The 25,707-nt window shown below is 70.0% G+C and carries 24 protein-coding genes and 1 pseudogene; 16 read left to right on the top strand and 9 right to left on the bottom strand.

Annotated elements, in window-relative coordinates:
- Window positions 1–15: 15 nt before the first annotated feature.
- The 7 genes from CRM89_RS16575 to CRM89_RS16545 all read right to left on the bottom strand — a co-directional run bounded on the left by CRM89_RS16575 (window position 16) and on the right by CRM89_RS16545 (window position 6,402).
- Window positions 16–936, bottom strand: coding sequence for a cation diffusion facilitator family transporter (locus CRM89_RS16575; RefSeq protein WP_060594576.1), 921 nt, complete (start codon window positions 934–936; stop codon window positions 16–18).
- A gap of 78 nt (window positions 937–1,014) precedes the next feature.
- Entirely contained in the window at window positions 1,015–2,238 is a 1,224-nt protein-coding gene (gene manA, locus CRM89_RS16570) for a mannose-6-phosphate isomerase, class I (RefSeq protein ID WP_098084873.1), read from the bottom strand.
- A complete protein-coding gene (locus CRM89_RS16565) occupies window positions 2,238–3,485 on the bottom strand; it encodes a hypothetical protein (protein WP_060594578.1) in 1,248 nt (415 codons plus the stop codon). The genes manA and CRM89_RS16565 overlap by 1 nt, the downstream gene beginning before the upstream one ends.
- Before the next feature lie 193 nt (window positions 3,486–3,678).
- The gene (locus tag CRM89_RS16560) at window positions 3,679–5,055 is read right to left on the bottom strand and encodes a phosphomannomutase/phosphoglucomutase (RefSeq protein ID WP_011211160.1); all 1,377 of its coding nucleotides are present in this window, start codon (window positions 5,053–5,055) and stop codon (window positions 3,679–3,681) included.
- Window positions 5,056–5,118: 63 nt separating this feature from the next.
- Complete coding sequence (locus CRM89_RS16555; RefSeq protein WP_098084871.1) at window positions 5,119–5,496, bottom strand: DUF3499 domain-containing protein; 378 nt, start codon at window positions 5,494–5,496, stop codon at window positions 5,119–5,121.
- An 81-nt stretch (window positions 5,497–5,577) separates the two neighbouring features.
- The gene (locus CRM89_RS16550) at window positions 5,578–6,057 is read right to left on the bottom strand and encodes a metallopeptidase family protein (RefSeq protein ID WP_011211158.1); all 480 of its coding nucleotides are present in this window, start codon (window positions 6,055–6,057) and stop codon (window positions 5,578–5,580) included.
- 87 nt (window positions 6,058–6,144) lie between these two features.
- On the bottom strand, window positions 6,145–6,402 hold the full coding sequence (locus CRM89_RS16545) for a WhiB family transcriptional regulator (protein ID WP_371392066.1): 258 nt from the start codon (window positions 6,400–6,402) through the stop codon (window positions 6,145–6,147).
- 403 nt (window positions 6,403–6,805) lie between these two features.
- Here CRM89_RS16545 and cofD point away from each other — a divergent pair, with 403 nt between their 5' ends.
- The 16 genes and pseudogenes from cofD (at window position 6,806) to CRM89_RS16465 (ending at window position 23,540) form a co-directional block, all read left to right on the top strand.
- Entirely contained in the window at window positions 6,806–7,864 is a 1,059-nt protein-coding gene (gene cofD, locus CRM89_RS16540) for a 2-phospho-L-lactate transferase (RefSeq protein WP_195039542.1), read from the top strand.
- Window positions 7,858–9,216 carry a coenzyme F420-0:L-glutamate ligase gene (locus tag CRM89_RS16535; RefSeq protein ID WP_098084868.1) on the top strand — a complete coding sequence of 453 codons (1,359 nt, stop codon included), beginning with the start codon at window positions 7,858–7,860 and terminating at the stop codon, window positions 9,214–9,216. The genes cofD and CRM89_RS16535 overlap by 7 nt, the downstream gene beginning before the upstream one ends.
- Window positions 9,213–9,731 (top strand): NUDIX hydrolase, encoded by a 519-nt coding sequence (locus tag CRM89_RS16530; RefSeq protein ID WP_098084866.1) that lies wholly within the window; start codon window positions 9,213–9,215, stop codon window positions 9,729–9,731. Before CRM89_RS16535 ends, CRM89_RS16530 begins: the two co-directional genes overlap by 4 nt.
- A 417-nt stretch (window positions 9,732–10,148) precedes the next feature.
- The gene (locus tag CRM89_RS16525) at window positions 10,149–11,390 is read left to right on the top strand and encodes an alkane 1-monooxygenase (protein WP_098084863.1); all 1,242 of its coding nucleotides are present in this window, start codon (window positions 10,149–10,151) and stop codon (window positions 11,388–11,390) included.
- The gene (locus tag CRM89_RS16520; RefSeq protein WP_011211152.1) at window positions 11,387–11,560 is read left to right on the top strand and encodes a rubredoxin; all 174 of its coding nucleotides are present in this window, start codon (window positions 11,387–11,389) and stop codon (window positions 11,558–11,560) included. Before CRM89_RS16525 ends, CRM89_RS16520 begins: the two co-directional genes overlap by 4 nt.
- The gene (locus CRM89_RS16515) at window positions 11,557–11,739 is read left to right on the top strand and encodes a rubredoxin (RefSeq protein ID WP_011211151.1); all 183 of its coding nucleotides are present in this window, start codon (window positions 11,557–11,559) and stop codon (window positions 11,737–11,739) included. The genes CRM89_RS16520 and CRM89_RS16515 overlap by 4 nt, the downstream gene beginning before the upstream one ends.
- A gap of 40 nt (window positions 11,740–11,779) precedes the next feature.
- On the top strand, window positions 11,780–12,415 hold the full coding sequence (locus CRM89_RS16510; protein ID WP_011211150.1) for a TetR/AcrR family transcriptional regulator: 636 nt from the start codon (window positions 11,780–11,782) through the stop codon (window positions 12,413–12,415).
- Between the two features lie 169 nt (window positions 12,416–12,584).
- Window positions 12,585–13,766: an alkane 1-monooxygenase gene (locus tag CRM89_RS16505; RefSeq protein ID WP_098084860.1), complete on the top strand. Its 1,182-nt coding sequence runs from the start codon at window positions 12,585–12,587 to the stop codon at window positions 13,764–13,766.
- 82 nt (window positions 13,767–13,848) lie between these two features.
- A complete protein-coding gene (ahcY, locus tag CRM89_RS16500) occupies window positions 13,849–15,333 on the top strand; it encodes an adenosylhomocysteinase (RefSeq protein WP_011211148.1) in 1,485 nt (494 codons plus the stop codon).
- Window positions 15,333–15,980, top strand: a complete 648-nt coding sequence (locus CRM89_RS16495; RefSeq protein ID WP_172964530.1) for a dTMP kinase — start codon at window positions 15,333–15,335, stop codon at window positions 15,978–15,980. Before ahcY ends, CRM89_RS16495 begins: the two co-directional genes overlap by 1 nt.
- Window positions 15,981–16,059: 79 nt before the next feature.
- Entirely contained in the window at window positions 16,060–16,737 is a 678-nt protein-coding gene (gene mtrA, locus CRM89_RS16490) for an MtrAB system response regulator MtrA (protein WP_011211146.1), read from the top strand.
- A gap of 74 nt (window positions 16,738–16,811) precedes the next feature.
- Complete coding sequence (gene mtrB, locus CRM89_RS16485; RefSeq protein ID WP_371392064.1) at window positions 16,812–18,596, top strand: MtrAB system histidine kinase MtrB; 1,785 nt, start codon at window positions 16,812–16,814, stop codon at window positions 18,594–18,596.
- Window positions 18,593–20,407 carry an MtrAB system accessory lipoprotein LpqB gene (lpqB, locus tag CRM89_RS16480; protein ID WP_060594587.1) on the top strand — a complete coding sequence of 605 codons (1,815 nt, stop codon included), beginning with the start codon at window positions 18,593–18,595 and terminating at the stop codon, window positions 20,405–20,407. Before mtrB ends, lpqB begins: the two co-directional genes overlap by 4 nt.
- Window positions 20,408–20,503: 96 nt before the next feature.
- Window positions 20,504–21,148, top strand: a pseudogene (locus CRM89_RS16475) (ComF family protein).
- A gap of 251 nt (window positions 21,149–21,399) precedes the next feature.
- Window positions 21,400–22,104 (top strand): ribosome hibernation-promoting factor, HPF/YfiA family, encoded by a 705-nt coding sequence (hpf, locus tag CRM89_RS16470; RefSeq protein ID WP_011211142.1) that lies wholly within the window; start codon window positions 21,400–21,402, stop codon window positions 22,102–22,104.
- A 143-nt stretch (window positions 22,105–22,247) separates the two neighbouring features.
- The gene (locus tag CRM89_RS16465; RefSeq protein ID WP_098084854.1) at window positions 22,248–23,540 is read left to right on the top strand and encodes an acetyl-CoA C-acyltransferase; all 1,293 of its coding nucleotides are present in this window, start codon (window positions 22,248–22,250) and stop codon (window positions 23,538–23,540) included.
- Window positions 23,541–23,618: 78 nt separating this feature from the next.
- On the opposite strand, the gene bluB is transcribed toward CRM89_RS16465, so the two are convergent.
- Window positions 23,619–24,272, bottom strand: a complete 654-nt coding sequence (gene bluB / locus CRM89_RS16460; protein ID WP_098084851.1) for a 5,6-dimethylbenzimidazole synthase — start codon at window positions 24,270–24,272, stop codon at window positions 23,619–23,621.
- 181 nt (window positions 24,273–24,453) lie between these two features.
- Window positions 24,454–25,704, bottom strand: a complete 1,251-nt coding sequence (locus CRM89_RS16455; RefSeq protein ID WP_060594590.1) for a fatty acid desaturase — start codon at window positions 25,702–25,704, stop codon at window positions 24,454–24,456.
- Window positions 25,705–25,707 lie beyond the last annotated feature (3 nt).

The raw sequence follows: 25,707 nt of genomic DNA, 5'->3' as shown, positions 1-25,707 counted from the left end.
CTGACCCGCTCCCGCTCAGGCGACGGGCGTGCGGTAGAGGTCGGGCTCGAGGTAGATGATCCTGGCCGCGGGCACCGCCGCGCGCACCCGCGCCTCGGCGCCGTCGATGGCGGCGGCGACCGCGGCGATGTCCATGTCCGGCACGATGCCGATCTTCGCGGCCACCAGGATCTCCTCCGGTCCCAGGTACTGGGTCTTGAGGTGGATGACGCGGTCGATGCGTTCGCCGTCGACCAGTGCGGCACGGATCGCGCGGTCCTCCTCGGCGGTCGCCCCCTCACCGATGAGCAGGCTGTGCATCTCGATGATGAGGATGATCGCGATGATGCCGAGCAGCACACCGATGCACAGGGTGCCGATGCCGTCGAAGATCGCGTCGCCGGTGACCATGGTCAGGCCGACGCCGAGGAAGGCCAGGATCAGGCCGACGAGGGCGCCCAGGTCCTCGAGCAGCACCACCGGCAGCTCGGGGCTGCGCGAGTTGCGGATGAACCGCCACCAGCTCGCCCGGCCCTTGAGCGGGCGGGATTCCCGGATCGCGGTGACGAAGCTGAACGTCTCCAGGCCGATCGCGATCAGCAGGATCACGATGGCGACGATGGGCGAGGTCAGGTCCTCGGGATGCTGGATCTTGTGGATGCCCTCGTAGATCGCGTAGATCGAGCCGAGGGTGAACAGCACCAGCGCCACCACGAACGAATAGAAGTAGCGGCTGCGCCCGTACCCGAACTGGTGCAGCTCGTCGGCTTCCTTCGCCGCGCGCGCCTGGCCGAACAGCAGCAGGCCCTGGTTGGAGGTGTCGGCCACCGAGTGCACCGCCTCGGCCAGCATCGAGGCCGACCCGGTGATCGCCGCGCCGATGAACTTCGCGGTCGCGATACCCGCGTTGGCCGTCAACGCGGCGAGGATCGCCTTCTTGCCGCCACCAGCAGACATGTCGTGGATGTCCTCTCTCGTTTCACCGAACCCGGCTAACTTAGCCTGTCGCGGCGGCGTTGTCCGAGTGCGGGCGGCTCAGGCCCCGCCGCCGACGCAGGCGCAGAACACCTGGGCGGGTCCGTCCACGGCCCGGGCGCGGATGTCGCTGTCGGCGGCGGAGATCCACGCCGCCGAGCCGCGGCCCACGGTCAGCTCGTCGTCGCCGTGCCGCAGCAGCACCGTGCCCGCGGTGCACAGCACGATGCCGGGCCCGGCGTCGGTGAGCGGCACCTGACCCGCCCCTTCGACCAGGTCGAAGCGTCGCAGCGCGAATTCCGGGGCCGGGGTGCGGTAGTGCACCGAGCCGTCGCCGCCCGGCTCCGGCAACACCACCGGCAGCTCGATCGGCTCGAAGTCCAGGATGCGCAACAGTTCCGGCACGTCCACGTGCTTGGGGGTGAGCCCGCCGCGCAGCACGTTGTCGGAGTTGGCCATGATCTCCACGCCGACACCGCGCAGATAGGCGTGCAGGTTGCCGGCGTCGAGGAACAGCGCCTGGCCCGGTTCCAGGGTGAGCCGGTTCAGCAGCAGCGCCGCCAGCACGCCCGCATCGCCCGGATAGACCTCGGCCAGTTCGAGCGCGGTGCGCGCCTCCGCCACGAACGGACGCTTGCCCTTGCCGGACAGATAGCGCACGCAGCCGTCCAGCACCGCGGGCAACAGCGTCGCCAGCACCGGCTGCGGCAGGGTGATCCAGGTGGTGAACAGCGTCCGCAGTCCCGCCGAATCCGGTTGGGCGGCGAGCAGATCGGCGTACTGCTCGAGCTCGGGAACCGCCAGCGCCCGGAACAGCTCGACGGTGCGCTCCGGCGCCCGGAACCCGGCCAGCGCCTCGAAGCGGTCCAACGCCACCACCAGCTCCGGCTTGTGGTTGTCGTCGCGGTAGTTGCGCATCGGCGAGTCGAGCGGGACCCCGGCGCGGTTCTCCCGCTCGAACCCGGCGCGCGCCTGCTCGGCGGAGGGGTGCGCCTGCAGCGACAGCGGTTCCTCGGCGGCGAGGATCTTCAGCAGGAAGGGCAGCTTGTCGCCGAATTGCGCACCGGCGGCGCCGAGTTCGCGTTCGGGATCGGCGGCCACCAGATCCAGCAGCGATTTGGTGGTGCCCTCGGCGAGCGTCACATACGCGGGGTCGGCCGGGTGCGCGCCGAACCACAGTTCGGCCTCGGGATGGGCCGACGGCACCGGCCTGCCGCACAGCTCGGCGAGCGCGGTGCGCGAACCCCAGGCATAGGAACGCAGCGCACCAACGAGTTCGTGCACTAGAAACGTCCCCCGTCGTACTGGTCGGCGCTGGTGTAGTCCTCGTCCCGGTAGTCGTCGGAGCGGTAGTCCGGCGTCGCGTCGGCCGTGCCGTGCCCGCCGATCAGGCGCAGGTAGGCGGCGGCCATCTCGAGACGCAGGGCGAGCACGGCCAGCTGTTCGAGCTCGGTGCCGTGGTCGCCGGTCGCGGTGCGGTCCTCCGGTTGCGGTGTGAGCGCGGCCGGATCGGTCAGCGCGGACCGCAGCAGGTCGATGTCGGCGGTCACCAGATCGGCGTCGACCAGCCCGCCGGTGCCGAACACGGCGAGCCTGCGGCGGGCGGCGGTCTGGTCCGGGTCGGTGCTCAGCACGAAGACCCGGATCCGGTCGACCGGTGCCGGACCGTCGAGTTCCTCGTCGTGGAACAGCGGATCGAAGTCCGGCGCCTGTTCGCCCGCGGCCGCGGTCAGCTGCGGACCCGCGGCCACCGCTTCGGCGAGATCGGCCGAACTCGCCACCCGCCCCGCGGCCTGCAACAGCACCTCGGCGGCGTGGTCGGCCAGTTCGGCGGCGGCGGGGGAGTCGCCGACCAGTACCAGGCCGCGCTGCTGCATGCGCGCGGCCAGCGTCTTGGCCGGATTGTGGAAGACCTCGTTCTGCGGCGCGTCGCGCAGCGCCTCGGCGTCGAGCATGTCGGCCAGCGCCGTCAGCTCCGGCACGGCGGCGCCGCTGCGGGCGGGGTCGACCATGCGCAGCACCGCGATGCCCGCGGCGAGGAAGCGCAGCAGGCGATTGTGGTCGAGCACCGGCACCCGCGGTTCCAGCAGCGCGGCCCGGCCGGCCGCCGCCATCCGCAACGGTCCCTCGTTCGGCGCGGCCACCACGACCTCGGCGCCGCGGCGCAGCGCTCGGTCCACCGCGTCGATCAGCCGCGGATCGCCCGCGTCGTCGCCGGCCACCAGCACCACGTCCAACGGGCCCACCCAGGGCGGCAACCCGGCCGCGTGCACGACGGGCAGCCCGGCCCGGTCGCCCAGCGCCATCATCAGCAGTCCGGCCGCGCGCGCCGCCCGGCCCGAACCGGACACGAAGACCACGCTGCGTGGTCGCAGATCGGCGAGCCTGGCGAGCGCGTTCTCACCGACGGCCGCGGCGGTGGCACGCACCTGCGCACCGCCCGAGGCGGCCGAGCGCAATGCGCCGCCGCTGTCGGCCGCCTCGAGTGAAGCGGCATCGTCGAGGTCGAGCACCGGTGTCCCAGCGATCATCGGGCGTCCCACCTCCCCTCATCGCGCTGCGTCCGGATCGTCCACACCCAGCCCTGGTCGGGCGAATCCTCTGTCTGTGTTTCCACTATTCCAGCCGGGAGCGGCCGACGCTCGGAATCCGGTCGCGGGCACGGCCGCGCCCGGTCGAATCCCGAACGTGTGATTCCACTCCGTCGTAGTTCCACTATCCCAGTCAGGAGCGCACGATGGTCAGAATCTCGGTCACGAGTGCGTCTACTTCCTCGGCCGACCTGGCCTCCACGTTGAGCCGCAGCAACGGCTCGGTGTTGGAGGCGCGCAGATTGAACCAGGCGTCGTCGGCCAGCTGCACGGTCACCCCGTCGAGGCGGTCCACCGACGTGGCGCGGTCGGCGAACGCGTCGAGCACGGCGGCGGTGCGGGCCTGCGCGTCGTCCACCGTGGAGTTGATCTCGCCCGAGGCCGCGTACGCGCTGTAGGCCGCCATCAGCTCGGAGACGGGGCGGTCCTTCTCGCCGAGGGCGGCCAGCACGTGCAGCGCGGCCAGCATGCCCGAATCGGCGCCCCAGAAATCGCGGAAGTAGTAGTGCGCGGAGTGCTCGCCGCCGAACACCGCGCCGGTGGCGGCCATCTGCTGCTTGATGAAGGAGTGCCCGACGCGGGTGCGCACCGGCGTGCCGCCCAGCGAGCGCACCAGCTCCGGCACCGCCCGCGAGGTGATCAGGTTGTGGATGATGGTGGCGCCCGGCTCCTTGGCGAGTTCGCGCTCGGCCACCAGCGCGGTGATCGCCGAGGGGGAGACCGGCTCGCCGTTCTCGTCCACCACGAAGCAGCGGTCGGCGTCGCCGTCGAAGGCCAGGCCGATGTCCGCGCCGGACTCGCGCACCAGCTTCTGCAGGTCGACCAGGTTCTTCGGATCGAGCGGATTGGCCTCGTGATTGGGGAAGCTGCCGTCGAGCTCGAAGTACAGCGGCACGATGGTCACCTGCGGCAGCGCGCCGAGCACCGCGGGCACGGTGTGCCCGCCCATCCCGTTGCCCGCGTCGACCGCGATGGTGAGCGGGCGGATGTCGGTGAGGTTCACCAGCTCCCGCAGGAAGGTGGCGTAGTCGTCGAGCAGGTCGATCGTGCTCGTGGTGCCGCGCGCGCCGTCGTGGCCGGGCACACCCGCGACGAGTTCGTCCTTGATGGTGGCCAGGCCGGTGTCCTGCCCGACCGGCAGCGCGTTGGCCCGGCACAGCTTGATGCCGTTGTACCGGGCCGGGTTGTGGCTGGCGGTGAACATCGCGCCCGGACAGCCCAATCGGCCCGAGGCGAAGTACAACTCGTCGGTGGAGGCCAGCCCGATGTGCACCACGTCGAGGCCCTGCGCGGTGACCCCCTCGGCGAAGGCCGCCGCCAGCTCGGGGGAGGACTCGCGCATGTCGTGCCCGACAACCACCCGGGTCGCGCCCTCGCCGCGCATCAACCGCGCGAAGGAGGCCCCCACGTCCTCGACGAACCGCGCGTCGATCTGGTCACCGACCACACCACGAACGTCGTAGGCCTTGATCACCGCGTTCACGAACTCGGCAGAGCGGGCGACAGTCATGCCCCACACCCTAATGTGCCCGCACCACAGGCCGGACCACTGCCCACCCCAGCCGTGGCGGGGTCAGCTCGGCGGGTCGGGCAGCACGCGCAGATGCCCACGACGCCCCGTGCGGGTGGTCCGCTGCGGCGGCGGTACGTACTCCCGGTAACCACGCTGGTCGGCCTCGGGCGGACGCCGCCGCAGCCCGGCCTCGCGCACGGCCTCGGCCAGCGCGGTCAGATCGTCGTCGTCGGGACTGGTGGAGAAACCACCCTCGTGGCGGACCAGTTCCCAGCCCTTGGGCGCGGTGATGCGCGACGCGTGGGTCTCGCACAGGTCCCAGGAATGCGGCTCGGCCACCGTCGCCAGCGGCCCGACCACTGCCGTCGAGTCGGAGTACACATACGTGAGCGTCGCGACGGCCGGATTCTTGCAGCCGGGTCGGCAGCAACGACGCATGGGGATCACGCGGATGAGAGTATCGCGCCGATCCTCAGGATGTGCACAGACACGCGGGGCCGGGTGGCGGTGACCATCCCGTTACGCCGAGTCCGGGTCGATGATGTCCGGGTCGACCCCGAGGTAGGTCGCGACCTGCTGGATGAGGACCTCGCGCAGCAGATCGACCAGATCGTCCGGATCCCCGGCGCGGAGTTCCAGCGGTTTGCGGAACAGCACGATCCTGGCGCGGGTGGCGGCGCCGTGGCGGTCGAGCCCGGCGGGCACCAGCCGCGAGAGCGGTACCGGCCCGTCGGCGACCACCTCGTCCGGCCAGGAGACCGAATCCGGATGCAGCGGGCGGATTTTCGGCACGTCGTCGACGGCGATGTCGAGCTTGGTCAGCCGGTCGTGCCAGCGCGAATCGATGGGCGCGAAGGCCTCGAGGACGAGGCGGTCGAACTGTTGGCCGCGGGTGCGCCAGGCGGGCACGGTCGGCGGGAGCATCGGACCGCGCACACCGCGGCCGCGGCGGATCACCGACCGGGCGGTCGGCGGTCGTCGATTGCGAGAACGTGCCATGACTGAAATCTAGGTGAACTCGCACCGACCCCGGTATCGAGGTCGGTGCGAGGTGCCACGTCGTCCTCCGTCAGCCGGCCGCGCGGGTCAGCTGATGCCACGCTTGAGGCGACGGCGCTCCCGTTCGGAGAGCCCGCCCCAGATTCCGAAACGCTCGTCGTGTGCGAGCGCGTACTCCAGGCATTCGTCGCGCACCTCGCAGCCCATGCAGATCCGTTTCGCCTCCCGCGTCGAGCCGCCCTTCTCGGGGAAGAACGCCTCCGGATCGGTCTGCGCGCACAGGGCACGCTCCTGCCACTGCTCTTCGATGGATTCGAACAACTCGTCAAAGCCCGTGACCACCAGGCTCAGTCGAGGAGCCGACACCGCCTCACCCCCGTCGTGTTCGCGGCCGATGTCTGCGCAGACGCCACGTGCTGCGCCTGCTGTGGAATCGGTTCGCGCGACCATGTCTCCGGTCATCGCTCCGCCTCCTCACTGTGTGTTAGCGCAGAATGCTTCTTTCCGTCGGACCAACACGCACACCGACGGCCCTACCCCGCGACGTTGTCCCGCGGACATCCCCGAGCACGTCACCCCGATGCGAACATCTGTTCGAAAATCCGTTCGCGCCTTGCACTCTCGCGCGAACTCGGAATGACATGTCTGTGATTAGACACGCCGGATGTATCGATGGTCAAGCCGCCGTCGCTATTCCGTTACTATCCGGGACCGTTTTCTGCGTGGCGCTGGAGACGCAGAATAGCAAATGAGCAGCAAATATGCTGCTGCGGGAGCGCCGCCGCGCCAACGCATAGGCTGTGCGGATGTGACTGGACAACACGCGGACATCGCGCCCGCAGCGGGCCCCCGGATCGTCGTGCTCGTCGGCGGCGTCGGCGGCGCGCGCTTCCTGCAGGGCGTGCGAGAACTGCTGCCCGACGCCGAGGTCTCGGCGATCGTGAACGTCGGAGACGACGTCTGGATGCACGGCCTCCGAATCTGTCCCGACCTGGATACCTGCATGTATACCCTCGGTGGCGGCATCGATACCGAGCGCGGCTGGGGCCGGGTCGGCGAGACCTGGCACGCCAAGGAGGAGCTCGCCGCATACCACGCCAAGCCGGACTGGTTCGGGTTGGGGGACCGCGATATCGCCACCCACCTCATTCGCACGGAAATGTTGCGAGCGGGTTACCCCCTGTCGGCCGTGACCGAAGCACTGTGCAACCGCTGGCAACCTGGCGTGAAACTGATCCCGGCAACCGACGACAGGTGTGAAACGCATGTTGTTGTGACTGATCCGGAGAACCCTGGCGAACGCCGCGCGATCCATTTTCAGGAGTGGTGGGTGCGGTACCGCGCAAACGTCGAAACTCATGGATTCGCCACAATCGGAGCGGATGAAGCAAAACCTGCGCCGAATGTGATCGATCTCATAGAGACCGCCGATGCGGTGTTGCTGGCCCCCTCGAACCCCGTGGTCAGCATCGGCGCGATCCTCGCCGTGCCCGGCATCAGGGGCGCGCTGCGGACCACCCGGGCGAAGGTGATCGGCGTGTCCGGCGTGATCGACGGAAAGCCGTTGCGCGGCATGGCCGACGAGTGCCTGTCCGTGATCGGAGTCGAGACCACCGCCGAGGCGGTCGGCAGGCACTACGGCGCACGCTCGGCCACCGGCATCCTGGACGGCTGGCTGATCCACACCACCGACACCGCCGAGGTGCCCGGCGTCGAGGTGCGCAGCGTGCCGCTGCTCATGACCGACCCGCCGACCACCGCCGAAATCGTCGGGGAGGCCCTGGATCTCGCGGGGGTGAAGTGGTGAGCGCGCCCGGCGACCACGCGGGCGTGAGTCTCGAGGGGTTGCGGATCCTGCCCGTCACCGGCCTCCCCGAGTTCCGTCCCGGCGACGACGTGGCCGAGCGGATCGCCGCCGCCGCGCCCTGGCTGGCCGACGGCGACATCCTCGTGGTCACCAGCAAGATCATCGCCAAGGCCGAGGGCAGGGTCGTGCCCGCACCGGTGGACCCCGAGGAACGCGACGCCGTGCGCCGGGCGCTGGTCGAGCAGGAGGCCGTGCGGGTGCTGGCGCGCAAGGGCCGCACCCTCATCACCGAGAACAAGCTCGGCATCGTGCAGGCGGCCTCCGGTGTCGACGGATCCAACGTCGAGAAGGACGAATTGGTGCTGCTGCCCGCCGATCCCGACGCCAGCGCCGCGGCGCTGCGCGCGGGCCTGGCCGAGCGGCTCGGCGTGCGGGTGGCGGTGGTCGTCACCGACACGATGGGCCGGGCCTGGCGCAACGGCCAGACCGACGCCGCGATCGGCGCCGCCGGCCTGCGCGTGCTGCACGACTATGCCGGGGCGGTCGACGGACAGGGCAACGAACTGCACGTCACCCAGGTCGCCGTCGCCGACGAACTGGCCGCCGCCGCCGACCTGGTGAAGGGCAAGTTGCGCGGCGTTCCGGTGGCGGTGGTGCGCGGACTGCCGACGCAGGAGGACGGTTCCACCGCCGCCGATCTGGTGCGCGCCGGCGAGGAGGACCTGTTCTGGCTGGGCACCGCCGAGGCCGTCGAGCGCGGCAGGCGCGAAGCGGTGCTGCTGCGCCGCTCGGTGCGGACCTTCGCCGACACCCCGGTCGAGCCCGACACGATCCGCGCCGCCGTGTCGGTCGCACTGACCGCGCCCGCCCCGCACCACACCCGCCCGGTGCGGTTCGTGTGGGTGCGCGACGCGCAGCGACGGCAGCGGCTGCTCGCCGCGATGGCCGACAAGTGGCGTGCCGACCTGCGCGCCGACGGACTCGACCCGGAACGGATCGAACGGCGGGTCGGGCGCGGCCGCATCCTGTTCGACGCCCCCGAGGTGCTCATCCCGTGCTGCGTGCCCGACGGCGCGCACTCCTACCCGGACGAGCGCAGGCAGGCGGCCGAAACCACCATGTTCACTGTCGCGGTCGGCGCCGCCGTGCAGGGACTGCTCGTCGCACTCGCCACCGAGGGCGTGGGCAGCTGCTGGATCGGATCGACCATCTTCGCCCCCGAGGTCACCCGCGCCGAGCTGGACCTTCCCGCGGACTGGAACCCCTTGGGCGCCATCGCGGTCGGCTACCCGACCGAAGAGCTCGCACCTCGTCCGCCGCGCGATCCCGGCGACGGGCTGGTCGAACGGTGAGCGCGGAATCGCTGCACGCCTCCGCCACCGCCCTGCTGGAGAGCTGGTCGCCGCCGACGGGACCCGAGCGGTCGGTGCGCGAGGCGATGCTCGCCTTTCTGGGCTCGGCGCCGCGCGGGTGTCTGCGGGAGCACGCCCCCGGCCACATCACCGCCTCGGCGGTGGTGTTCTCGCACGACGGCCGGGAGGTGCTGTTGACCCTGCACCCGCGGGTCGGCCGCTGGATCCAGCTCGGCGGGCACTGCGAGGAGCCGGACGCGACGGTGGCGGCCGCGGCATTGCGCGAGGCCACCGAGGAGTCCGGCGTCGCCGGACTGCACCTCGAGCCCGGCCTCTACGGCGCCCAGGCCCACCCCATCACCTGTTCCCTCGGCCGTCCCACCCGCCACCTCGACCTCCTCTTCCGTCTGACCGCCCCACCCGGCGCCGTCCCGGTCCGCAGCCACGAGTCCACCGACCTGCGCTGGTGGCCGACCGACGCCCTCCCCCCGAACGCCGACGTCCTGCTGCGCTGACCGCTGCCCGGGCGGGCGCCGCGGTATCCCCGCGGCCCCTGCCCGGGTGCTGTCGTCTCGGCCTCGAACACCGCCCGGTGCGGCTCGAAGGTCCGCCCCGCCGCGCCCACCGCGGCCTCGAACTCGTCCAGCACCAGGGTCGACGCCCGTTCCGTCGGCTCCAGCGGCAGCGATGAATCGATCGCGACGTCGGGTCACGCTGCGCGCTCGCCTCGGGCGGCCGGCCCGCGCGCTCAGGCTGGGCGGGGTCCGGTACGGGGCTCGACGGCATTTCCGGGGTGCGTCACGGGCTGGTGTCGGAGCCCCGCCCGGGTAACAGCTTTACAAATCGGCTGATTTGTCTAGACAGACGACAACGCTGGCCCTATTGTCCAATCGAAGGTGTTGCATGCGTCACACTGATGGGAGACGACGACGATGTCGACGAATACGGACGCGGCGGGGCGGTCGGTGCAGGTGCCCGCCTGGCGGGACCGCAAGCGCTATCTGTGGCTGTGGGGGCTGTTCGCGCCGACCGGGCTGTTCACGATCGGGCTGCCGCTGATCTGGGCGCTCAACGAGATCGGCTGGCACGGGGCGGCGCATGTGCCGTTCTGGCTCGGGCCGATCCTGGTCTACCTGATCATTCCGGTGGCCGACATCTTCTTCGGGCCCGACGGCGACAACCCGCCCGACGAGGTGATGGAGTACCTGGAGAACGACAAGTACTACCGCTATCTCACCTACCTGTACCTGCCGTTCCAGTACGCGGGATTGATCACGGCCTGCTACCTGATCACCGCGGGCGACCTGAGCTGGCTCGGCATCGATGGCGGGCTGCACGTGGCCGACAAGATCGGACTGGCGATCACCGTGGGCATGATCGGCGGGATCGGCATCAACACCGCGCACGAACTCGGCCACAAGAAGGTCGATCTGGAGCGCTGGCTGTCGAGAATCGCGCTGGCCCAATCGTTCTACGGGCACTTCTACATCGAGCACAACCGCGGTCACCACGTGCGCGTCGCGACGCCGGAGGATCCGGCGAGTTCCCGGGTGGGCGAGACGTTCTGGGAGTTCTGGCCGCGCACGGTGTGGGGCAGCCTGAAGTCGGCGTGGCGGCTGGAGCAGACCCGGCTCGAGCGGCTGGGCTCCGGGCCGTGGACGTTGCGCAACGAGGTGCTCTCCGCCTGGCTGATGTCGGCGGTGCTGTACGCCGCCCTGCTTGCGGTGTTCGGTCTGGAGCTGCTGCCGTATCTGATCCTGCAGGCGGTGGTCGGCTTCAGCCTGCTGGAGGCGGTCAACTACCTCGAGCACTACGGTCTGCTGCGCCAGCACACCGCCTCGGGCCGCTACGAGCGCCCGGCACCGGTGCACAGCTGGAACAGCGACCACCTGGTCACCAACATCTTCCTGTACCACCTGCAGCGCCACAGCGATCATCACGCCTACCCGACGAGGCGGTACCAGACCCTGCGCAGCTGGGAGGGCGCGCCGAACCTGCCGAGCGGCTACGCCAGCATGATCATGCTCGCCTACGTGCCGCCGCTGTGGCGCAAGGTGATGGACAAGCGGGTGCTCGCGCACTACGACGGCGACATCACCCGCGCCAGCATCCACCCGCGCAAGCGTGCCGCGGTGCTGGCCCGCTACGGCGCACCGGACGGGGCGCGGTCATGAGCGCCTACCGCTGCCCGGTGTGCGACTACGTCTACGACGAGACGAACGGTGAACCGCACGAAGGTTTTCCGGCCGGCACGCCGTGGTCGGCGGTGCCGGACGACTGGTGCTGCCCGGACTGCGGGGTGCGCGAGAAGATCGATTTCGAACCGGTGGGAGTGACCCGATGACCGAATACAAGCTCTACCAATGCGTTCAGTGCGGCTTCGAGTACGACGAAGCCGAGGGCTGGCCCGAGGACGGCATCGCGCCCGGCACCCGCTGGGACGACATCCCCGACGATTGGACCTGCCCGGATTGCGGTGCGGCGAAGTCGGATTTCTTCATGGTCGAGATCGAACGGTCGTGACGTTTTGACTGCGCAGGGCGCCCGTGCCACGCTCGCGGGTATGCCGAGCGCAGGCCGCAGCGCCCCCGAGCCGCGCATGCCGTACCAGGAGGCGGCGCGCGAACTGTTGCGCGCCTCGATCCTGGACGCCATGCGCGGCCTGCTCACCGAGCGGGACTGGGCCAAGATCACCCTGGCCGACGTGGCGGGCCGGGCGGGGGTGAGCAGGCAGACGCTCTACAACGAGTTCGGATCGCGCGCCGGGCTGGCCCAGGCCTACGCGCTGCGCCTCGCCGACGATCTGGTCGATCACGTGCGCGCGGCGGTGACGGGCAACGTCGGCGACGCCAGGGCCGCCTTTCGCGAGGGCCTGTCCGGCTTCTTCCTCGATTCGGCGGCCGACCCGCTGGTGCGCTCGCTGCTGGCCGGTGAGGCCAAGCCGGACCTGCTGCGGCTGATCACCCTCGACGCGGGTCCGCTGGTCGAGCACGCCACCGACCGGCTCGCGGCGGTCTTCGAGCACAGCTGGGTCGCGGCGACGGCGGCGCAGTCCCAGGTGGTCGCGCACGCGCTGGTGCGCATCGCGTTGAGCTACATCCCGAATCCCCCCGGACCCGGCCGCAACGCGCCCGCCGAGCTCGCCGAGTTGCTGGCCCCCTATGTGGAGGGCATCCTCGCCGCCAGGGGAGTGCGCTAGGGGTTTCTCCGACCGCCCATCAGGGTTTGCTGGCCGGATGCCGTGCACTCGATCACAGAACGCGGATTTGACATACCAACCGTGCGGAATGTAACCGTGGCCACGTTTCAACGGCTGGGAGCGGTGTAACGCCCCTTGACCCTGTAAGTATTTTCATACATCGGAGTCAGTGGTTCTTTTTAGCGGGGCAAACGTGCAAACGGATGGCAAATCGGCGACAGTGCCCGATCCCAAACGCCACCTGTGGGTTCTGGGGTTGATCGCCCCGGCCAGTGCGTTGCTGCCGTCGCAGCTGGTGTTGCGGACGGGGTGGGAGGTGTTGTGGTGGGTCGGGCCGATCATCGTGTTGGTGATCATTCCGGTTCTGGATTGGCTGGTGGGGGAGGATGGCACGAATCCGCGGGATGAGGACTACGAGTTGTTGTCCAACGATCGCTACTACCGGTGGTGTACGTATCTGTTCTTGCCGGTGCAGTTGATCGGGTTGGTGATCGCGGCGGCGATGTGGGCCGGTGACGAGCTGAGTTTTGTCGACAAGCTGGGGTTGGCGACGACGTTGGGGCTGGTCAGCGGTATCGGTATCAACGCTGCGCACGAGCTGGGGCATCGGGTCGAGCATCTGGAGCGGTGGTTGGCCAAGATCGCGTTGGCGCAGTCGGCGTATGGTCATTTCTTCGTCGAGCACAACCGTGGTCATCATGTGCGGGTGGCCACTCCTGATGATCCGGCCAGTGCGCGGTTGGGTGAGTCGTTGTATGAGTTCCTGCCGCGTAGTGTGGCCGGTGGTTTCCGGTCGGCGGTGGCGTTGGAGTCCGAGCGGTTGGCGCGTAAGGGCAAGCGGTGGTGGAGCCCGCACAATCACATCCTGCAGGCCTGGTCGATGACGGTGGTGCTGTTCGGTGGGTTGATGCTGGTCTTCGGCTGGCACATCCTGGGCTGGTTGGTGTTGCAGGCGGTGATCGGTGCGGCGTTGTTGGAGACGGTCAACTATGTCGAGCACTACGGGCTGCTGCGGGAGCGTCGCCCCGATGGGCGGTGGGCGCGGTGTTCGCCGCGGGACAGTTGGAACAGTGACCGGCTGGTGACCAACATCTTCCTGTTCCATCTGCAACGCCACAGCGATCATCACGCAAACCCGGGTCGTCGCTATCAGACGCTGCGCAGCTGTGATGTAGCTCCGCAGTTGCCGGCGGGGTATGCGAGCATGATCGTCTTCGCCGCGATCCCGCCGCTGTGGCGGGCGGTCATGGATCACCGGGTGCTGGCCCACTACGGCGGTGACATCACCCGCGCCAACATCGTGCCCCGCAAGCGCGCCAGAATCCTCGCCGCCAACGGCCTGCCCGCCTGAGCGCGCGGGTGGCTCCCGCATGTCCACCGGCGCCGCCGAGGCGACTAGCCTTGCTTGCGAACAGCCGAACCAGGAGAGGCATATGACGACCTCAGAACTTCCCGCTCGCACGTCCCCGACCCCCGATGTCCGCAACGGCATCGACTACAAGGTGGCGGATCTGACGCTGGCCGAGTTCGGCCGCAAGGAGATCCGGCTGGCCGAGCACGAGATGCCCGGCCTGATGGCGCTGCGCCGCGAATACGCCGACGTGCAGCCGCTGAAGGGCGCCCGCATCTCCGGCTCGCTGCACATGACCGTGCAGACCGCGGTGCTCATCGAGACCCTCACCGCGCTCGGTGCGCAGGTGCGCTGGGCCTCCTGCAACATCTTCTCCACCCAGGACCACGCCGCGGCCGCGGTCGTCGTCGGCCCGCACGGCACCGTCGAGGAGCCGAAGGGCGTGTCGGTGTTCGCGTGGAAGGGCGAGACCCTCGAGGAGTACTGGTGGGCGGCCGAGCAGATGCTCACCTGGCCGGGCGAGCCCGCCAACATGATCCTCGACGACGGTGGCGACGCCACCATGCTGGTGCTGCGCGGCGCCCAGTTCGAGAAGGCCGGTGTGGTGCCGCCGGAGGACGCCGACCACTCCGCCGAGTACAAGGTCTTCCTGAACCTGCTGCGCGAGCGCTTCGAGACCGACCGCGGCAAGTGGACCGCCATCGCCGAGAGCGTGCGCGGCGTCACCGAGGAGACCACCACCGGCGTGCTGCGGCTCTACCAGTTCGCGGCGGCCGGCGAGCTGGTGTTCCCGGCGATCAACGTCAACGACTCGGTCACCAAGAGCAAGTTCGACAACAAGTACGGCACCCGCCACTCCCTCATCGACGGCATCAACCGCGGCACCGATGTGCTCATCGGCGGCAAGAAGGTGCTCATCTGCGGTTACGGCGACGTGGGCAAGGGCTGCGCGGAATCGCTTGCCGGACAGGGCGCCCGGGTGCAGGTCACCGAGATCGACCCGATCAACGCGCTGCAGGCGCTGATGGACGGCTACGACGTGGTCACCGTCGAGCAGGCCATCGGCGAAGCCGACATCGTGATCACCGCGACCGGCAACAAGGACATCATCACCCTCGACCACATGAAGGCGATGAAGGACCAGGCCATCCTGGGCAACATCGGCCACTTCGACAACGAGATCGACATGGCCGCGCTGGAGCGTTCCGGCGCAACGAGACTCACCATCAAGCCGCAGGTCGACCTGTGGACCTTCGGTGAGAGCGGCAAGTCGATCATCGTGCTCTCCGAGGGCCGCCTGCTCAACCTGGGCAACGCCACCGGGCACCCCTCGTTCGTGATGTCCAACAGCTTCTCCAACCAGGTGATCGCCCAGATCGAGCTGTGGACCAAGCCGGAGGAGTACGACAACGAGGTCTACCGGCTGCCCAAGCACCTGGACGAGAAGGTCGCCCGCATCCACGTCGAGGCGCTCGGCGGCACCCTGACCAAGCTCACCAAGGACCAGGCCGAGTACATCGGCGTGGACGTGGAGGGCCCGTACAAGCCGGAGCACTACCGCTACTGATGGGCCTGCTCATCGCGTTGGAGGGACTCGACGGCGCCGGGAAGCGCACGCTGACCGACGCCGTCGTCGCCGCGCTGGGCGCGCGGGGAGTGGGGGCGGCGACGCTCGGCTTCCCGCGCTACGGCCGATCGGTGCACGCCGACCTGGCCGCGGAGGCGCTGCACGGCGCACACGGTGATCTGGCGTCCTCGGTGTACGCGATGGCGCTGCTGTTCGCGCTGGACCGCGCCGAGGCCCGCGACGAGCTGTCGAAGGCGTTGGCCGACAACGACATCGTCATCCTCGACCGCTACGTCGCCTCCAACGCCGCCTACAACGCCGCCCGGCTGCACCAGTCGGCCACGGGCGAGATCGTCGGCTGGACAGCGGATCTGGAGTTCGGCCGGTTCGGCCTGCCCGAGCCGGATGTGCAGCTGCTGCTGGACGTGGACACCGAGGTCGCGGCCGAACGCGCGCGCAGGCGCACCGAACTCGACGCCGACCGGCCGCTGGACGCCTACGAGCGCGACGGCGGGCTACAGCGGCGCACCCTCGCGGTGTACCGTGAGCTGGCCGAACGCAACTGGCACGGGCCGTGGTGGCGGTATCGCTCCGGTGACGAGCCCGCGGCCCTGGCCGGGCGGCTCGCCGAGCTGATCGGCCGCTAGGGTTGGATCCGCAGCGGGTTCGCCGCGGTGTTTGGCGTGGCGGCCCGATCCTCGCCTGGGAGATGACAACATAGTAACTATGAAGCCGAAGATTCTGGTCGTCGACGACGATATGGCACTCGCGGAGATGCTCACGATCGTCCTGCGCGGGGAAGGGTTCGACCCGCACGTGGTCGGCGACGGCACACAGGCCCTGGCGGCGGTCCGCGAGATCCGCCCCGATCTGGTCCTGCTGGACCTGATGCTGCCCGGCATGAACGGCATCGACGTGTGCCGGGTGCTGCGGGCCGATTCCGGCGTTCCGATCGTCATGCTGACGGCGAAGACGGACACCGTCGACGTCGTGCTCGGGCTCGAGTCCGGCGCCGACGACTACATCGTCAAGCCCTTCAAGCCGAAGGAACTCGTAGCCCGCGTGCGCGCCCGGCTGCGCCGCACCGAGGAGGAGCCCGCGGAGCTGCTCTCGATCGCCGACATCGTCATCGACGTGCCCGCGCACAAGGTGACCCGCGGCGGCCAGCAGATCTCGCTGACGCCGCTCGAGTTCGATCTGCTGGTGGCGCTGGCCCGCAAGCCGCGCCAGGTGTTCACCCGCGAGGTGCTGCTCGAGCAGGTGTGGGGCTACCGGCACGCCGCGGACACCCGGTTGGTGAACGTGCACGTGCAGCGGCTGCGCGCGAAGGTGGAGAAGGACCCGGAGAATCCTGAGATCGTGCTGACCGTTCGGGGGGTCGGCTACAAGGCCGGACCGCCGTGACCGATGGGGATGCGGAGCGTCCCGGCGGCGAGCAGGGCAGCGCGGCCTCCCGCGTTGCCGAGCCGAGCGGGACGATTCCCCGTCTGGAGCGGTCGCTGGCGCCCGTCGGTGTCTGGTTCAAGGATCTGGGCACCGCGCTGGGCCACCTGTGGCGCCGTTCGCTGCAACTGCGCGTCATCGTCTCGACGCTGACGCTTTCGCTGATCGTCATCACGATCCTCGGGGTGGTGCTGACGAGCCAGATCACCGACCGGCTGCTGGACGCCAAGATCAACGCCGCGGTCGAGGAGATGGGCCGGGCGCGCAACACGGTGGAGAGCCAGCTGGCCGGTGTGCACGACCTCGGCACCCAGCAGCAGCGGCTGGCCGACGCGCGCAGCGCGCTGTCCAATCGCGGCGGCTCCGGCCGTTCCACGGGTGCCGCGGGCAGTTTCGATTCCGCGCTGAGCATGGTCGGCGGCACGCCGCAGCAGCAGATCGCCACCGGGCCGATTCAGGAGGTGCCCGAGGAACTGCGCCGGTTCGTGCAGCGCAATCAGGTCAGCTACCAGTTCGCCACGGTCGCCGACCCGGACGGCTATCACGGACGCGCGCTCATCATCGGCAGCCCGAGCGCGGAGATCCCCACCTTGGAGATCTACCTCGTCTTCCCGCTGGTCAACGAGGAGCGCAGCCTGGCGCTGATGCGGGGCACGATGATGATCGGCGGGCTGGTCCTGCTCGTGCTGCTGGCGGCGATCACCGCGCTGGTCACCCGGCAGGTGGTGCTGCCCATCCGGTCGGCGGCGCGGATCGCCAGCCGCTTCGCCGACGGTCGCCTCAAGGAACGCATGCTGGTGCGCGGTGAGGACGACATGGCGCGGCTGGCGCAGGCGTTCAACGAGATGGCCGAGAGCCTGTCGAACCAGATCACCCAGCTCGAGGAATTCGGCAACCTGCAACGCCGGTTCACCTCCGACGTCAGCCACGAACTGCGGACGCCGTTGACCACGGTGCGCATGGCCGCCGACCTGATCCACGGCTCCAGCGAGGACCTCGATCCGGCGCTGGCGCGCAGCGCGGAACTGCTGGTGACCGAGCTGGACCGGTTCGAAGGGCTGCTCAACGACCTGCTCGAGATCAGCCGCCACGACGCGGGCGTGGCGGAGTTGCAGGTGGAGTCGCTGGACGTGCGGATGTGCGCGCGGGCCGCCATCTCCACGGTGCGGCATCTGGCCAAGGAGGCCGGCGTGGAGGTCGTCATCGACCTGCCGGAGGAGCCGCTGGTCGCCGAGGTCGATCCGCGCCGTGTCGAACGCGTGCTGCGCAATCTGCTCGCCAACGCCATCGACCACAGCGAAGGCAAGCCGGTCCTGATCCGGATGCGCGGGGACAGCGAGGCCAACGCGGTCGCGTTCGTGGTGCGCGACCAGGGCGTCGGGCTGCGTCCGGGCGAGGAGAAGCTGGTCTTCAACCGGTTCTGGCGCTCGGACCCCTCCCGCATGCGCCGCTCCGGCGGCACCGGTCTCGGTCTGTCGATCAGTGTGGAGGACGCGAACCTGCACGACGGCAGGCTGGAGGCGTGGGGCGAGCCGGGTGTCGGGGCCAGCTTCCGGTTGACGTTGCCGCTGGTGCGCGGGCGCAAGATGGGACCGAGCCCGCTGCCGCTGGAGCCCGCGGTGCGCAAGGCCGCGCCGCCGCGCCCGGCCGAACCCGAGGCCGTGGACGGCGACGCCCCCACGATGCCGGTGCTGCGCACCGAGCCGGGGCCCGCCGACGGAGCGGGCTCCGCCGCCGTGTCCGGAGCGCCCGCGGCCGAGCCGGATTCCGGCGGCACCGGCGGCGCGGTGCTCACCGAACCGGGAGACGAACAGTCATGACGATGCGTGCTGCCAGGTTGTCCGGATCCACCGGCCTCACCGCGGCGCTGGTCGCGGTGCTGCTGGTGCTCACCGGGTGCGCGAGCCTGCCCGAGTCGTCGGCGCCGCAGGCGCTGGGCACCATCGATCGCGAGCCGACCAGCGAGGGCCCCACCCCGCCCATCGCCGGCCGCGATCCCGATCTGCTGTTGCGCGATTTCCTGCAGGCCACGGCCGACCCGACCAACCGGCACCTGGCCGCGCGCCAGTACATGACGCCCGCGGCCTCGGCGCAGTGGGACGACTCGACCAGCACCACCATCGTGGAGAAGCCCGACACGCTGCTCGAATCCCGCGACGGTGACCGGGCCACCTATCGCATCCGGGCGCAGCGGATGGCCGAACTGTCCGCCGACGGCGCCTACCGCGCGGTCAACGAGCCGACCCTCGAGAACAAGATCGAGATGGTCAAGGTCGACGGGGAGTGGCGGATCGCCGAACTGCCCGACGGCGTCGTCATGGACATCACCGCGTTCACCAAGTCCTACCGGCGCTACGTGCTGTACTTCGCCGACCCGTCCGGCAACACCGCGGTACCGGACCTGCGCTGGCTGTCGGTGCCCAAGAATCAGCTCACCCAGCGCCTGCTGTCGCTGCTGTCGGAGGGGCCGCACGGCGCCATCGGCGCCGTGGTGCGCAACCAGCTGGCCGCGCCCGTGGCCTTGCGCGGACCGATCACCAAGGCCAACGGCGACCCGGACGATGTGGGCGTCGGCCTCGGCGGCGTGCGACTGGACTTCGCGGGTGCGGCGGCACTGAGCCAGCGCGACAAGGAACTGCTCGCCGGCCAGGTGGTGCTCACCCTGGCCCAGGCCGACATCCCCGGACCCTACATGCTGCTGGCCGACGGCAGGCCGCTGGACGAGCGCTACGCCACCAACGGCTGGTCGGCCGCCGACGTGCAGTACCTGAGCCCCTCGGTGCAGGCGCAGAACCGGATCGGCCTACACGCGCTGCGCGATGGCGCGCTGACTCAGGTGACCGACAGCGGCGTGGTGGAGACGCCGGGCTACTTCGGGTCGGTGAACAACCTGCAGTCCGCCGCGCTCTCGCCGGACGGTCAGCTCGTCGCCGCGGTGGCCGATGCGGGCCGCCCCGCGCCGGAACCGCCGCGCACCCTGATGGTCGGCACCTACGGCGGTCCCGCCTTCCCGGTCGCCGAGGGCGGTAGCATCACCCGCCCGTCGTGGACCGGTGACGGCAGTGCCGCCTGGGCGGTGATCGACGGTGACCGGGTGATCCGGGCCGTCAACGATCGCGCCACCGGCACGGTGTCGGTGCAGGGCGTCGACATCTCCGGCCTGACCGCGGATCCGGCCGGACCGGCTCTGCGGCTGCCCATCACCGAGTTGCGCATCTCCCGCACCGGCGTGCGCGCGGCGCTGATCGCCGACGGCAAGGTCTATGTGGCGGTGGTGGAACGGCGGCCGGACGGCGGTTACGCGCTCACCGCCCCGGTGCCGGTGGCGGTCGGCCTGAGCACCAAGGCGACGTCGCTGAGCTGGATCGGCGGCGACACCCTGCTCATCGCGCGCGAGGGCAACATCGACCCGGTCTCGACGGTGCTGATCGACGGCTCGGAATGGACGCCGGTCACCTCGCAGAATCTCACACCGCCGGTGCGGGTGATCACCGCCGCGCCCGGTGCCCAGTACGTGGCCGATTCCCGCGGCGTGCTCGAACTGACCAGCAACACCACCAGCGAACTGCACTACTGGACCGAGATGCCCGGCCTCGTCGGCACCGACGCCGCACCCGTCCTGCCCGGCTGATTCCGCCGTGCGCGCGGCTGTGGACAACGGCCGAACTGTGCACAACACGGTCGTGGCGCAGCGCGGGCAACCGCCGTTCCGGGCACGCTGGTGCCCATGCGAACCCTCCTCGATCTGGTCCTGCCGGTGGCGTGTGGCGGTTGCGGGCGTCCCGGCACGCCGTGGTGCGATGCGTGCGCGACCGCGCTGGCCGGACCGCCGCTGAGGCTGCGTCCCCGCACCGATCCGGGCGTGCCGTGCTGGGCCGTGACGCGATATGCCGGGCCGGCGCGGCGGGCCGTCCTGGCGCTCAAGGAACGTGGCCGCACCGATCTCGCCGCGCCGCTGGGACATGCCATGGCGGGTGCCCTGCGCCGGTTGCGGACACCGGGCGTGCCGTTGCTGCTGGTGCCCGCGCCCAGCCGCCGGGCCGCGGCACGCAGGCGTGGTGGTGATCCGGTGGTGCGCACGGCGGCGGTTGCCGTTTGATCGCTGGATGGTTGCCAGCTCGTTCCTGTGTTGCGGGTGTGGCGTGGTGTACAGGATTCGGTCGGCCTGTCGCCGGGTGAGCGCAGGCACAACCTGCGCGGCCGGATATGGGTGTCGCGTGCGGCACCGGGCGCGGCCCGATCGGCCGCGAATGCCGAGGTAGTGGTGGTCGACGACGTGCTGACCACGGGCGCGACGGCCGCGGAGTCGGTGCGCGCGCTCGAGTGTTCAGGCCTGCCCGTGCGGGCCATTTTGGTGACGTGTGCTGCTTGACTCGGGGAAATTTGCGTGAACAGTGGCGGACGGCTCGCGGTCGTACTACCGTCGCGGTCACACACCCGAACCGGGAGTTTGGAGGTGGCGCCTCGGAAACTTCGTGCCGTGTGATTTCCCGGCGTCGACGGGCAGGAAGGAGCCCGCATCAGCACCTCGGGTGCCCGTGTTCGCCGGAATCGGTTCAGCTCGGCACGGCTCAACCCCGCCGCACGCGAAAAGGTCTGTGCGGCCAGATCCGGGAGGTACGCGTGACGACTTCTTCACGACCTTCAGTGACAGATCCTTCGGTGCCCGAGGAGGCCGCGGAGCGGCCACGGGCCACCCGCGCCGAGGTTGTGGTGAAAGGCCGCAATGTCGAGGTACCCGACCATTTCCGAATTCACGTGGCCGACAAGTTGTCTCGGCTCGAGCGGTTCGATCCGACGATCTTCATCTTCGACGTCGAACTCTTCCACGAACGCAACCGCCGCCAGCGTAAGGCGTGCCAGCGGGTGGAGATCACCGCTCGGGGCAAGGGCCCGGTCGTACGCGCCGAGGCGTGCGCGGACAATTTCTACGCCGCACTCGAGTCGGTGACGGCCAAGGTGGAGAGCCGGTTGCGCCGCACCAAGGACCGCCGCCGCGTGCACTACGGGGAGAAGACCCCGGTCTCGGTCGCCGAGGCCACCGCGGACCTCGTCGACGAGACGCTGTTCGCGCGCAACGGCTCCGAGCCGGCGCACCGGCACGACGAGGAGCGGGAGTTCGAGCCCGCCGAGCCCGAGTACCAGGGCCCCGGCCACATCGTGCGCACCAAGGTCCACTCGGCGACCCCGATGACCGTCGACGACGCCCTCTACCAGATGGAGCTCGTCGGGCACGATTTCTTCCTCTTCCACGACAAGGAGACCGACCGGCCGTCCGTCGTCTACCGGCGGCACGCCTTCGACTACGGCCTGATCCGACTCGCCTAGTCGCCCGGTCGCTCGCCCCTCCGGCCCGTCCGCCACCCGGCGGCGGGCCGGTCGCATGTCCGGGTTCCGGGCAAACCCTGGCCGCGCTTCTTACTTCAGAGTAAGTTCAGGGGGAGCTGTTCGATGTGGGAAAGGGAATTCCGATGGCTTCCACCGCCTCTCGGCGCGCCGTGATCGTGGCGGGTGCGCGCACCCCGTTCGTGCGCGCCTTCACCGACTTCACGAAGATGGACTCGATCGCGCTCGCCGACGCCGCCGTGCGCGGCCTGCTCGAGCGCACCGCACTGCCCGGCGACCAGGTGCAGGCGATCGTCTGGGGCGGGGTGATCCTGCCCAGCGCCGCGCCCAACATCGCGCGCGAGATCGCCCTGGACCTGAAGCTCGACCCCGGCTGCGAGGGGCACACCGTCACGCGGGCGTGCGCGTCCGGACTCCAGGCTGTCACCACCGCGGCCGCCGCCATCGAACGCGGCGAATACGACGTGATGATCGCCGGCGGCAGCGATTCCACCTCCAACGCCGAGATCAAGCTGCCGCAGAAGCTGGTGCACGCCGGGGCGCCGATCGCGCTCGGCAAGCCCAAGCTCAAGGACTATCTGTCGGCGGCCGCGCAGCTGGCGCCGTTCACCGACATCCTGCCGAGCAGGCCGCGCATCGCCGAACGCACCACCGGCGAGGTGATGGGGGAGTCCGCCGAGAAGATGGCCCGCATCCACGGCATCGGCCGCGCCGAACAGGACGAGTTCGCCGCGCGCTCGCACCATCGGGCCGCCGCCGCGATCGAATCCGGCCGCTTCGACGACGAGGTGCTGCGGGTGCGCACCCCCGACGGCGCCGAGATCAGCCGCGACGGGCTGGTGCGCGCCGATACCAGCGTCGAGAAGCTGGCCCGGTTGAAGCCGGTCTTCGCCGAGGGCGGCACCGTCACCGCGGGCAATGCCAGCCCCCTCACCGACGGCGCCTCGGCGGTGCTGCTGATGAGCGAGGAACGTGCCCGCGCCCTCGGCTACCGCCCGTTGGCCGCCTTCCGGTCCTGGAGCTATGTCAGCGTCGATCCCGCCGACCAAGTGCTCATCGGCCCCGCGATCTCGATGCCCCGGGCCTTGGACGCAGCGGGCATGACGCTGGCCGACGTGGACCTGGTCGACATCCACGAGGCGTTCGCCGCGCAGACGCTGTCGGTGCTGAGCGCCCTCGCCAGCGACGAGTGGGCCAAGACCCGCCTGGACCGCGACACCGCCGTCGGCGAAGTCGACATCGACAAGCTCAACGTGCACGGCGGCTCGGTCTCGCTGGGCCATCCGTTCGGGGCGACCGGTGCGCGGATGGTCACCACCATGGCCAACGAACTCGCCCGCTCCGACAAGCAGACCGCACTGCTCGGCATCTGCGCGGCGGGCGGCATCGGCGCCTCGGCGGTACTGGAACGCGTCTGAGCCGGTCCGGGCGAGCGGGGCGGCGGGCCGGGCGTAGCACGCACGCCACCGGACCGCCGCACGGCCGCGGCCGTCGGGTCAGGCTCGGGTGGCCGGTGCGCCGCCGAAGCTCTCCCGGTGCACCGCCTCGGCCAGCGGCCGTCCGGCCCGCCAGCCGAACCGCTCGAGATCCGGCACGGTCTGGAACTCGTGCACCGGCCCGACGCACAGCCAGGCCACCGGCCGGATGTCCGCGGGCAGCCCGACCAGCTCGGCCAGGAACGCCGGATCGTAGAACGACACCCAGCCCACGCCGACGCCCTCGGCGGTGGCGGCCAGCCACAGGTTCTCGATGGCCAGGACGGTGGAGAACAGGCCGGTCTCGGGCACGGTGGCGCGGCCGAGCACCTGCGGGCCGCCGCGGTCGTGGTCGTAGCTGACCACCACACCGGTGCCGCTCTCCACGATGCCCTCGATCTTGATCGGATCGAACGTGGCCGCGCGCTCGGGCGGCAGCGCGGCGCGGAACTCCGCCCGCTTCTCGGCGACATGATCGGCGAAGCGCCGCAGCGTGGCAGGCTCGCGCACCACCACGAAATCCCACGGCTGGGAATTGCCGACGCTCGGCGCCCGATGCGCGGCCTCGAGTATCCGCCACAGCACCGCGTCGTCGACGAGTTCCCCGGTGAATTCCGCCCGCACGTCCCGCCGCCGCGCGATGGCGTCGTAGACGCTGACCTGATCCGCACTCACGGCTGCCAGTCAACCAGGCCGACCGGCGAAGCGGACCGCCGGTCGGCACCGGCGCCCTGCGTGGTGACGCGTGCGCTGCCGGCTCCGGGCGCTGACCCGGCTCAGGCGGTGTCGGATCGGCCTGAGCCGGGGCGCCCTGCGTGGTGACGCGTGCGCTGCCGGCTCCGGGCGCTGACCCGGCTCAGGCGGTGACCGCGCGGCGGCGCAGCCGCCGCTTGCCCTGGGCGAGCGCCGTGCGCAGGCCGCGGCGCTTGCCGGTGACCGGGTCGATCGTCGGGGTGGTGTTGCCGCCGAACCGGCGTTCCGAGGCGGTCTCGGGGGCGTCGTCGGCGGTGTGACGCAGGTACTTGTTCGGCAGCGAGAGCTTCAGGATGGTGCGCCAGGCCTTGAAGTACTGCACCGGCAGCGAGCCGGTGGTGTAGGGCAGGTCGTACTTGTCGCACAGCTCGCGCACCCGCACCGCGATATCGGCGTACCGGTTGCTCGGCAGGTCCGGGAACAGGTGGTGCTCGATCTGGTGGCTGAGGTTGCCGGTCATGAAGTGCATGAGCGGACCGCCGGAGATGTTGGCGCTGCCGAGCATCTGGCGCAGGTACCACTGGGCCTGCGTCTCGTTGTCGATGTCCTCCTTGGTGAACTTCTCCGCGCCGTCGGGGAAGTGGCCGCAGAAGATCACCGCGTTGGACCAGACGTTGCGAATCATGTTGGCGGCCAGGTTCGCCGTGAGCGTCGATTTCCAGGCCGGGCCGGTGAGCGCCGGGAAGATCACGTAGTCCTTGAGGACCTGCTTGCCGACCTTGTTGATCACCTCGCGGCGCTTGCGCTCGAACTCCGCGCGCTCGGGCGTGCCCGGCTTGTAGCGCCCGGCGGCCAGCTTGCCCAGCTCCAGATGCTGGATGGCCACGCCGTATTCGAACATCAGCTGCAGGATCAGGTTGTAGACCGGGTTGCCGAGGTTGAACGGCTTCCACCGCTGATCGCGGGTGACCCGCAGCAGCCCGTAGCCGATGTCGTCGTCCATGCCGAGGACGTTGGTGTACTTGTGGTGCAGGTAGTTGTGGGTGTGCTTCCAGTGCTTGGACGGGCCGGTGTTGTCCCACTCCCACGAGGTCGAGTGGATCTCCGGATCGTTCATCCAGTCCCACTGCCCGTGCATGACATTGTGGCCGATCTCCATGTTCTCGATGATCTTGGCCACGCCGAGCAGGGCGGTTCCGGCGAGCCACGCCGGACGGAAGGGACTGGCGAAAAGGATGGCGCGACCGCTGATCTCGAGGCCGCGCTGCAGCCTGATGACATTGCGGATGTAGCGCGCGTCCGATTCGCCGCGTGAACTCTCGATTTCCCGTCGGATCGCGTCGAACTCCGCACCGAGGGCCTCCACATCGGCCTCGGTGAGGTGTGCGTACTCCTTGACATCCGAGATCGCCATGCC

This window comes from Nocardia sp. FDAARGOS_372 (assembly GCF_002554515.1).
GTDB lineage: Bacteria > Actinomycetota > Actinomycetes > Mycobacteriales > Mycobacteriaceae > Nocardia > Nocardia farcinica.
Note: the sequence above shows the minus strand (reverse complement) of the source record. Positions and strands in the feature narration are given on the sequence as shown.

What these genes read in the sequence shown, in the direction of transcription:
- CRM89_RS16465 (WP_098084854.1), top strand. Translation starts at nt 22,248, where the DNA reads ATGGCTTCCACCGCCTCTCGGCGCGCCGTGATCGTGGCGGGTGCGCGC.
- ahcY (WP_011211148.1), top strand. Translation starts at nt 13,849, where the DNA reads ATGACGACCTCAGAACTTCCCGCTCGCACGTCCCCGACCCCCGATGTC.
- lpqB (WP_060594587.1), top strand. Translation starts at nt 18,593, where the DNA reads ATGACGATGCGTGCTGCCAGGTTGTCCGGATCCACCGGCCTCACCGCG.
- CRM89_RS16565 (WP_060594578.1), bottom strand. Translation starts at nt 3,485, where the DNA reads ATGATCGCTGGGACACCGGTGCTCGACCTCGACGATGCCGCTTCACTC.
- CRM89_RS16520 (WP_011211152.1), top strand. Translation starts at nt 11,387, where the DNA reads ATGAGCGCCTACCGCTGCCCGGTGTGCGACTACGTCTACGACGAGACG.
- CRM89_RS16555 (WP_098084871.1), bottom strand. Translation starts at nt 5,496, where the DNA reads ATGCGTCGTTGCTGCCGACCCGGCTGCAAGAATCCGGCCGTCGCGACG.
- CRM89_RS16510 (WP_011211150.1), top strand. Translation starts at nt 11,780, where the DNA reads ATGCCGAGCGCAGGCCGCAGCGCCCCCGAGCCGCGCATGCCGTACCAG.
- CRM89_RS16525 (WP_098084863.1), top strand. Translation starts at nt 10,149, where the DNA reads ATGTCGACGAATACGGACGCGGCGGGGCGGTCGGTGCAGGTGCCCGCC.
- CRM89_RS16550 (WP_011211158.1), bottom strand. Translation starts at nt 6,057, where the DNA reads ATGGCACGTTCTCGCAATCGACGACCGCCGACCGCCCGGTCGGTGATC.
- CRM89_RS16515 (WP_011211151.1), top strand. Translation starts at nt 11,557, where the DNA reads ATGACCGAATACAAGCTCTACCAATGCGTTCAGTGCGGCTTCGAGTAC.
- CRM89_RS16560 (WP_011211160.1), bottom strand. Translation starts at nt 5,055, where the DNA reads ATGACTGTCGCCCGCTCTGCCGAGTTCGTGAACGCGGTGATCAAGGCC.
- CRM89_RS16495 (WP_172964530.1), top strand. Translation starts at nt 15,333, where the DNA reads ATGGGCCTGCTCATCGCGTTGGAGGGACTCGACGGCGCCGGGAAGCGC.
- cofD (WP_195039542.1), top strand. Translation starts at nt 6,806, where the DNA reads ATGAGCAGCAAATATGCTGCTGCGGGAGCGCCGCCGCGCCAACGCATA.
- mtrA (WP_011211146.1), top strand. Translation starts at nt 16,060, where the DNA reads ATGAAGCCGAAGATTCTGGTCGTCGACGACGATATGGCACTCGCGGAG.
- CRM89_RS16575 (WP_060594576.1), bottom strand. Translation starts at nt 936, where the DNA reads ATGTCTGCTGGTGGCGGCAAGAAGGCGATCCTCGCCGCGTTGACGGCC.
- CRM89_RS16455 (WP_060594590.1), bottom strand. Translation starts at nt 25,704, where the DNA reads ATGGCGATCTCGGATGTCAAGGAGTACGCACACCTCACCGAGGCCGAT.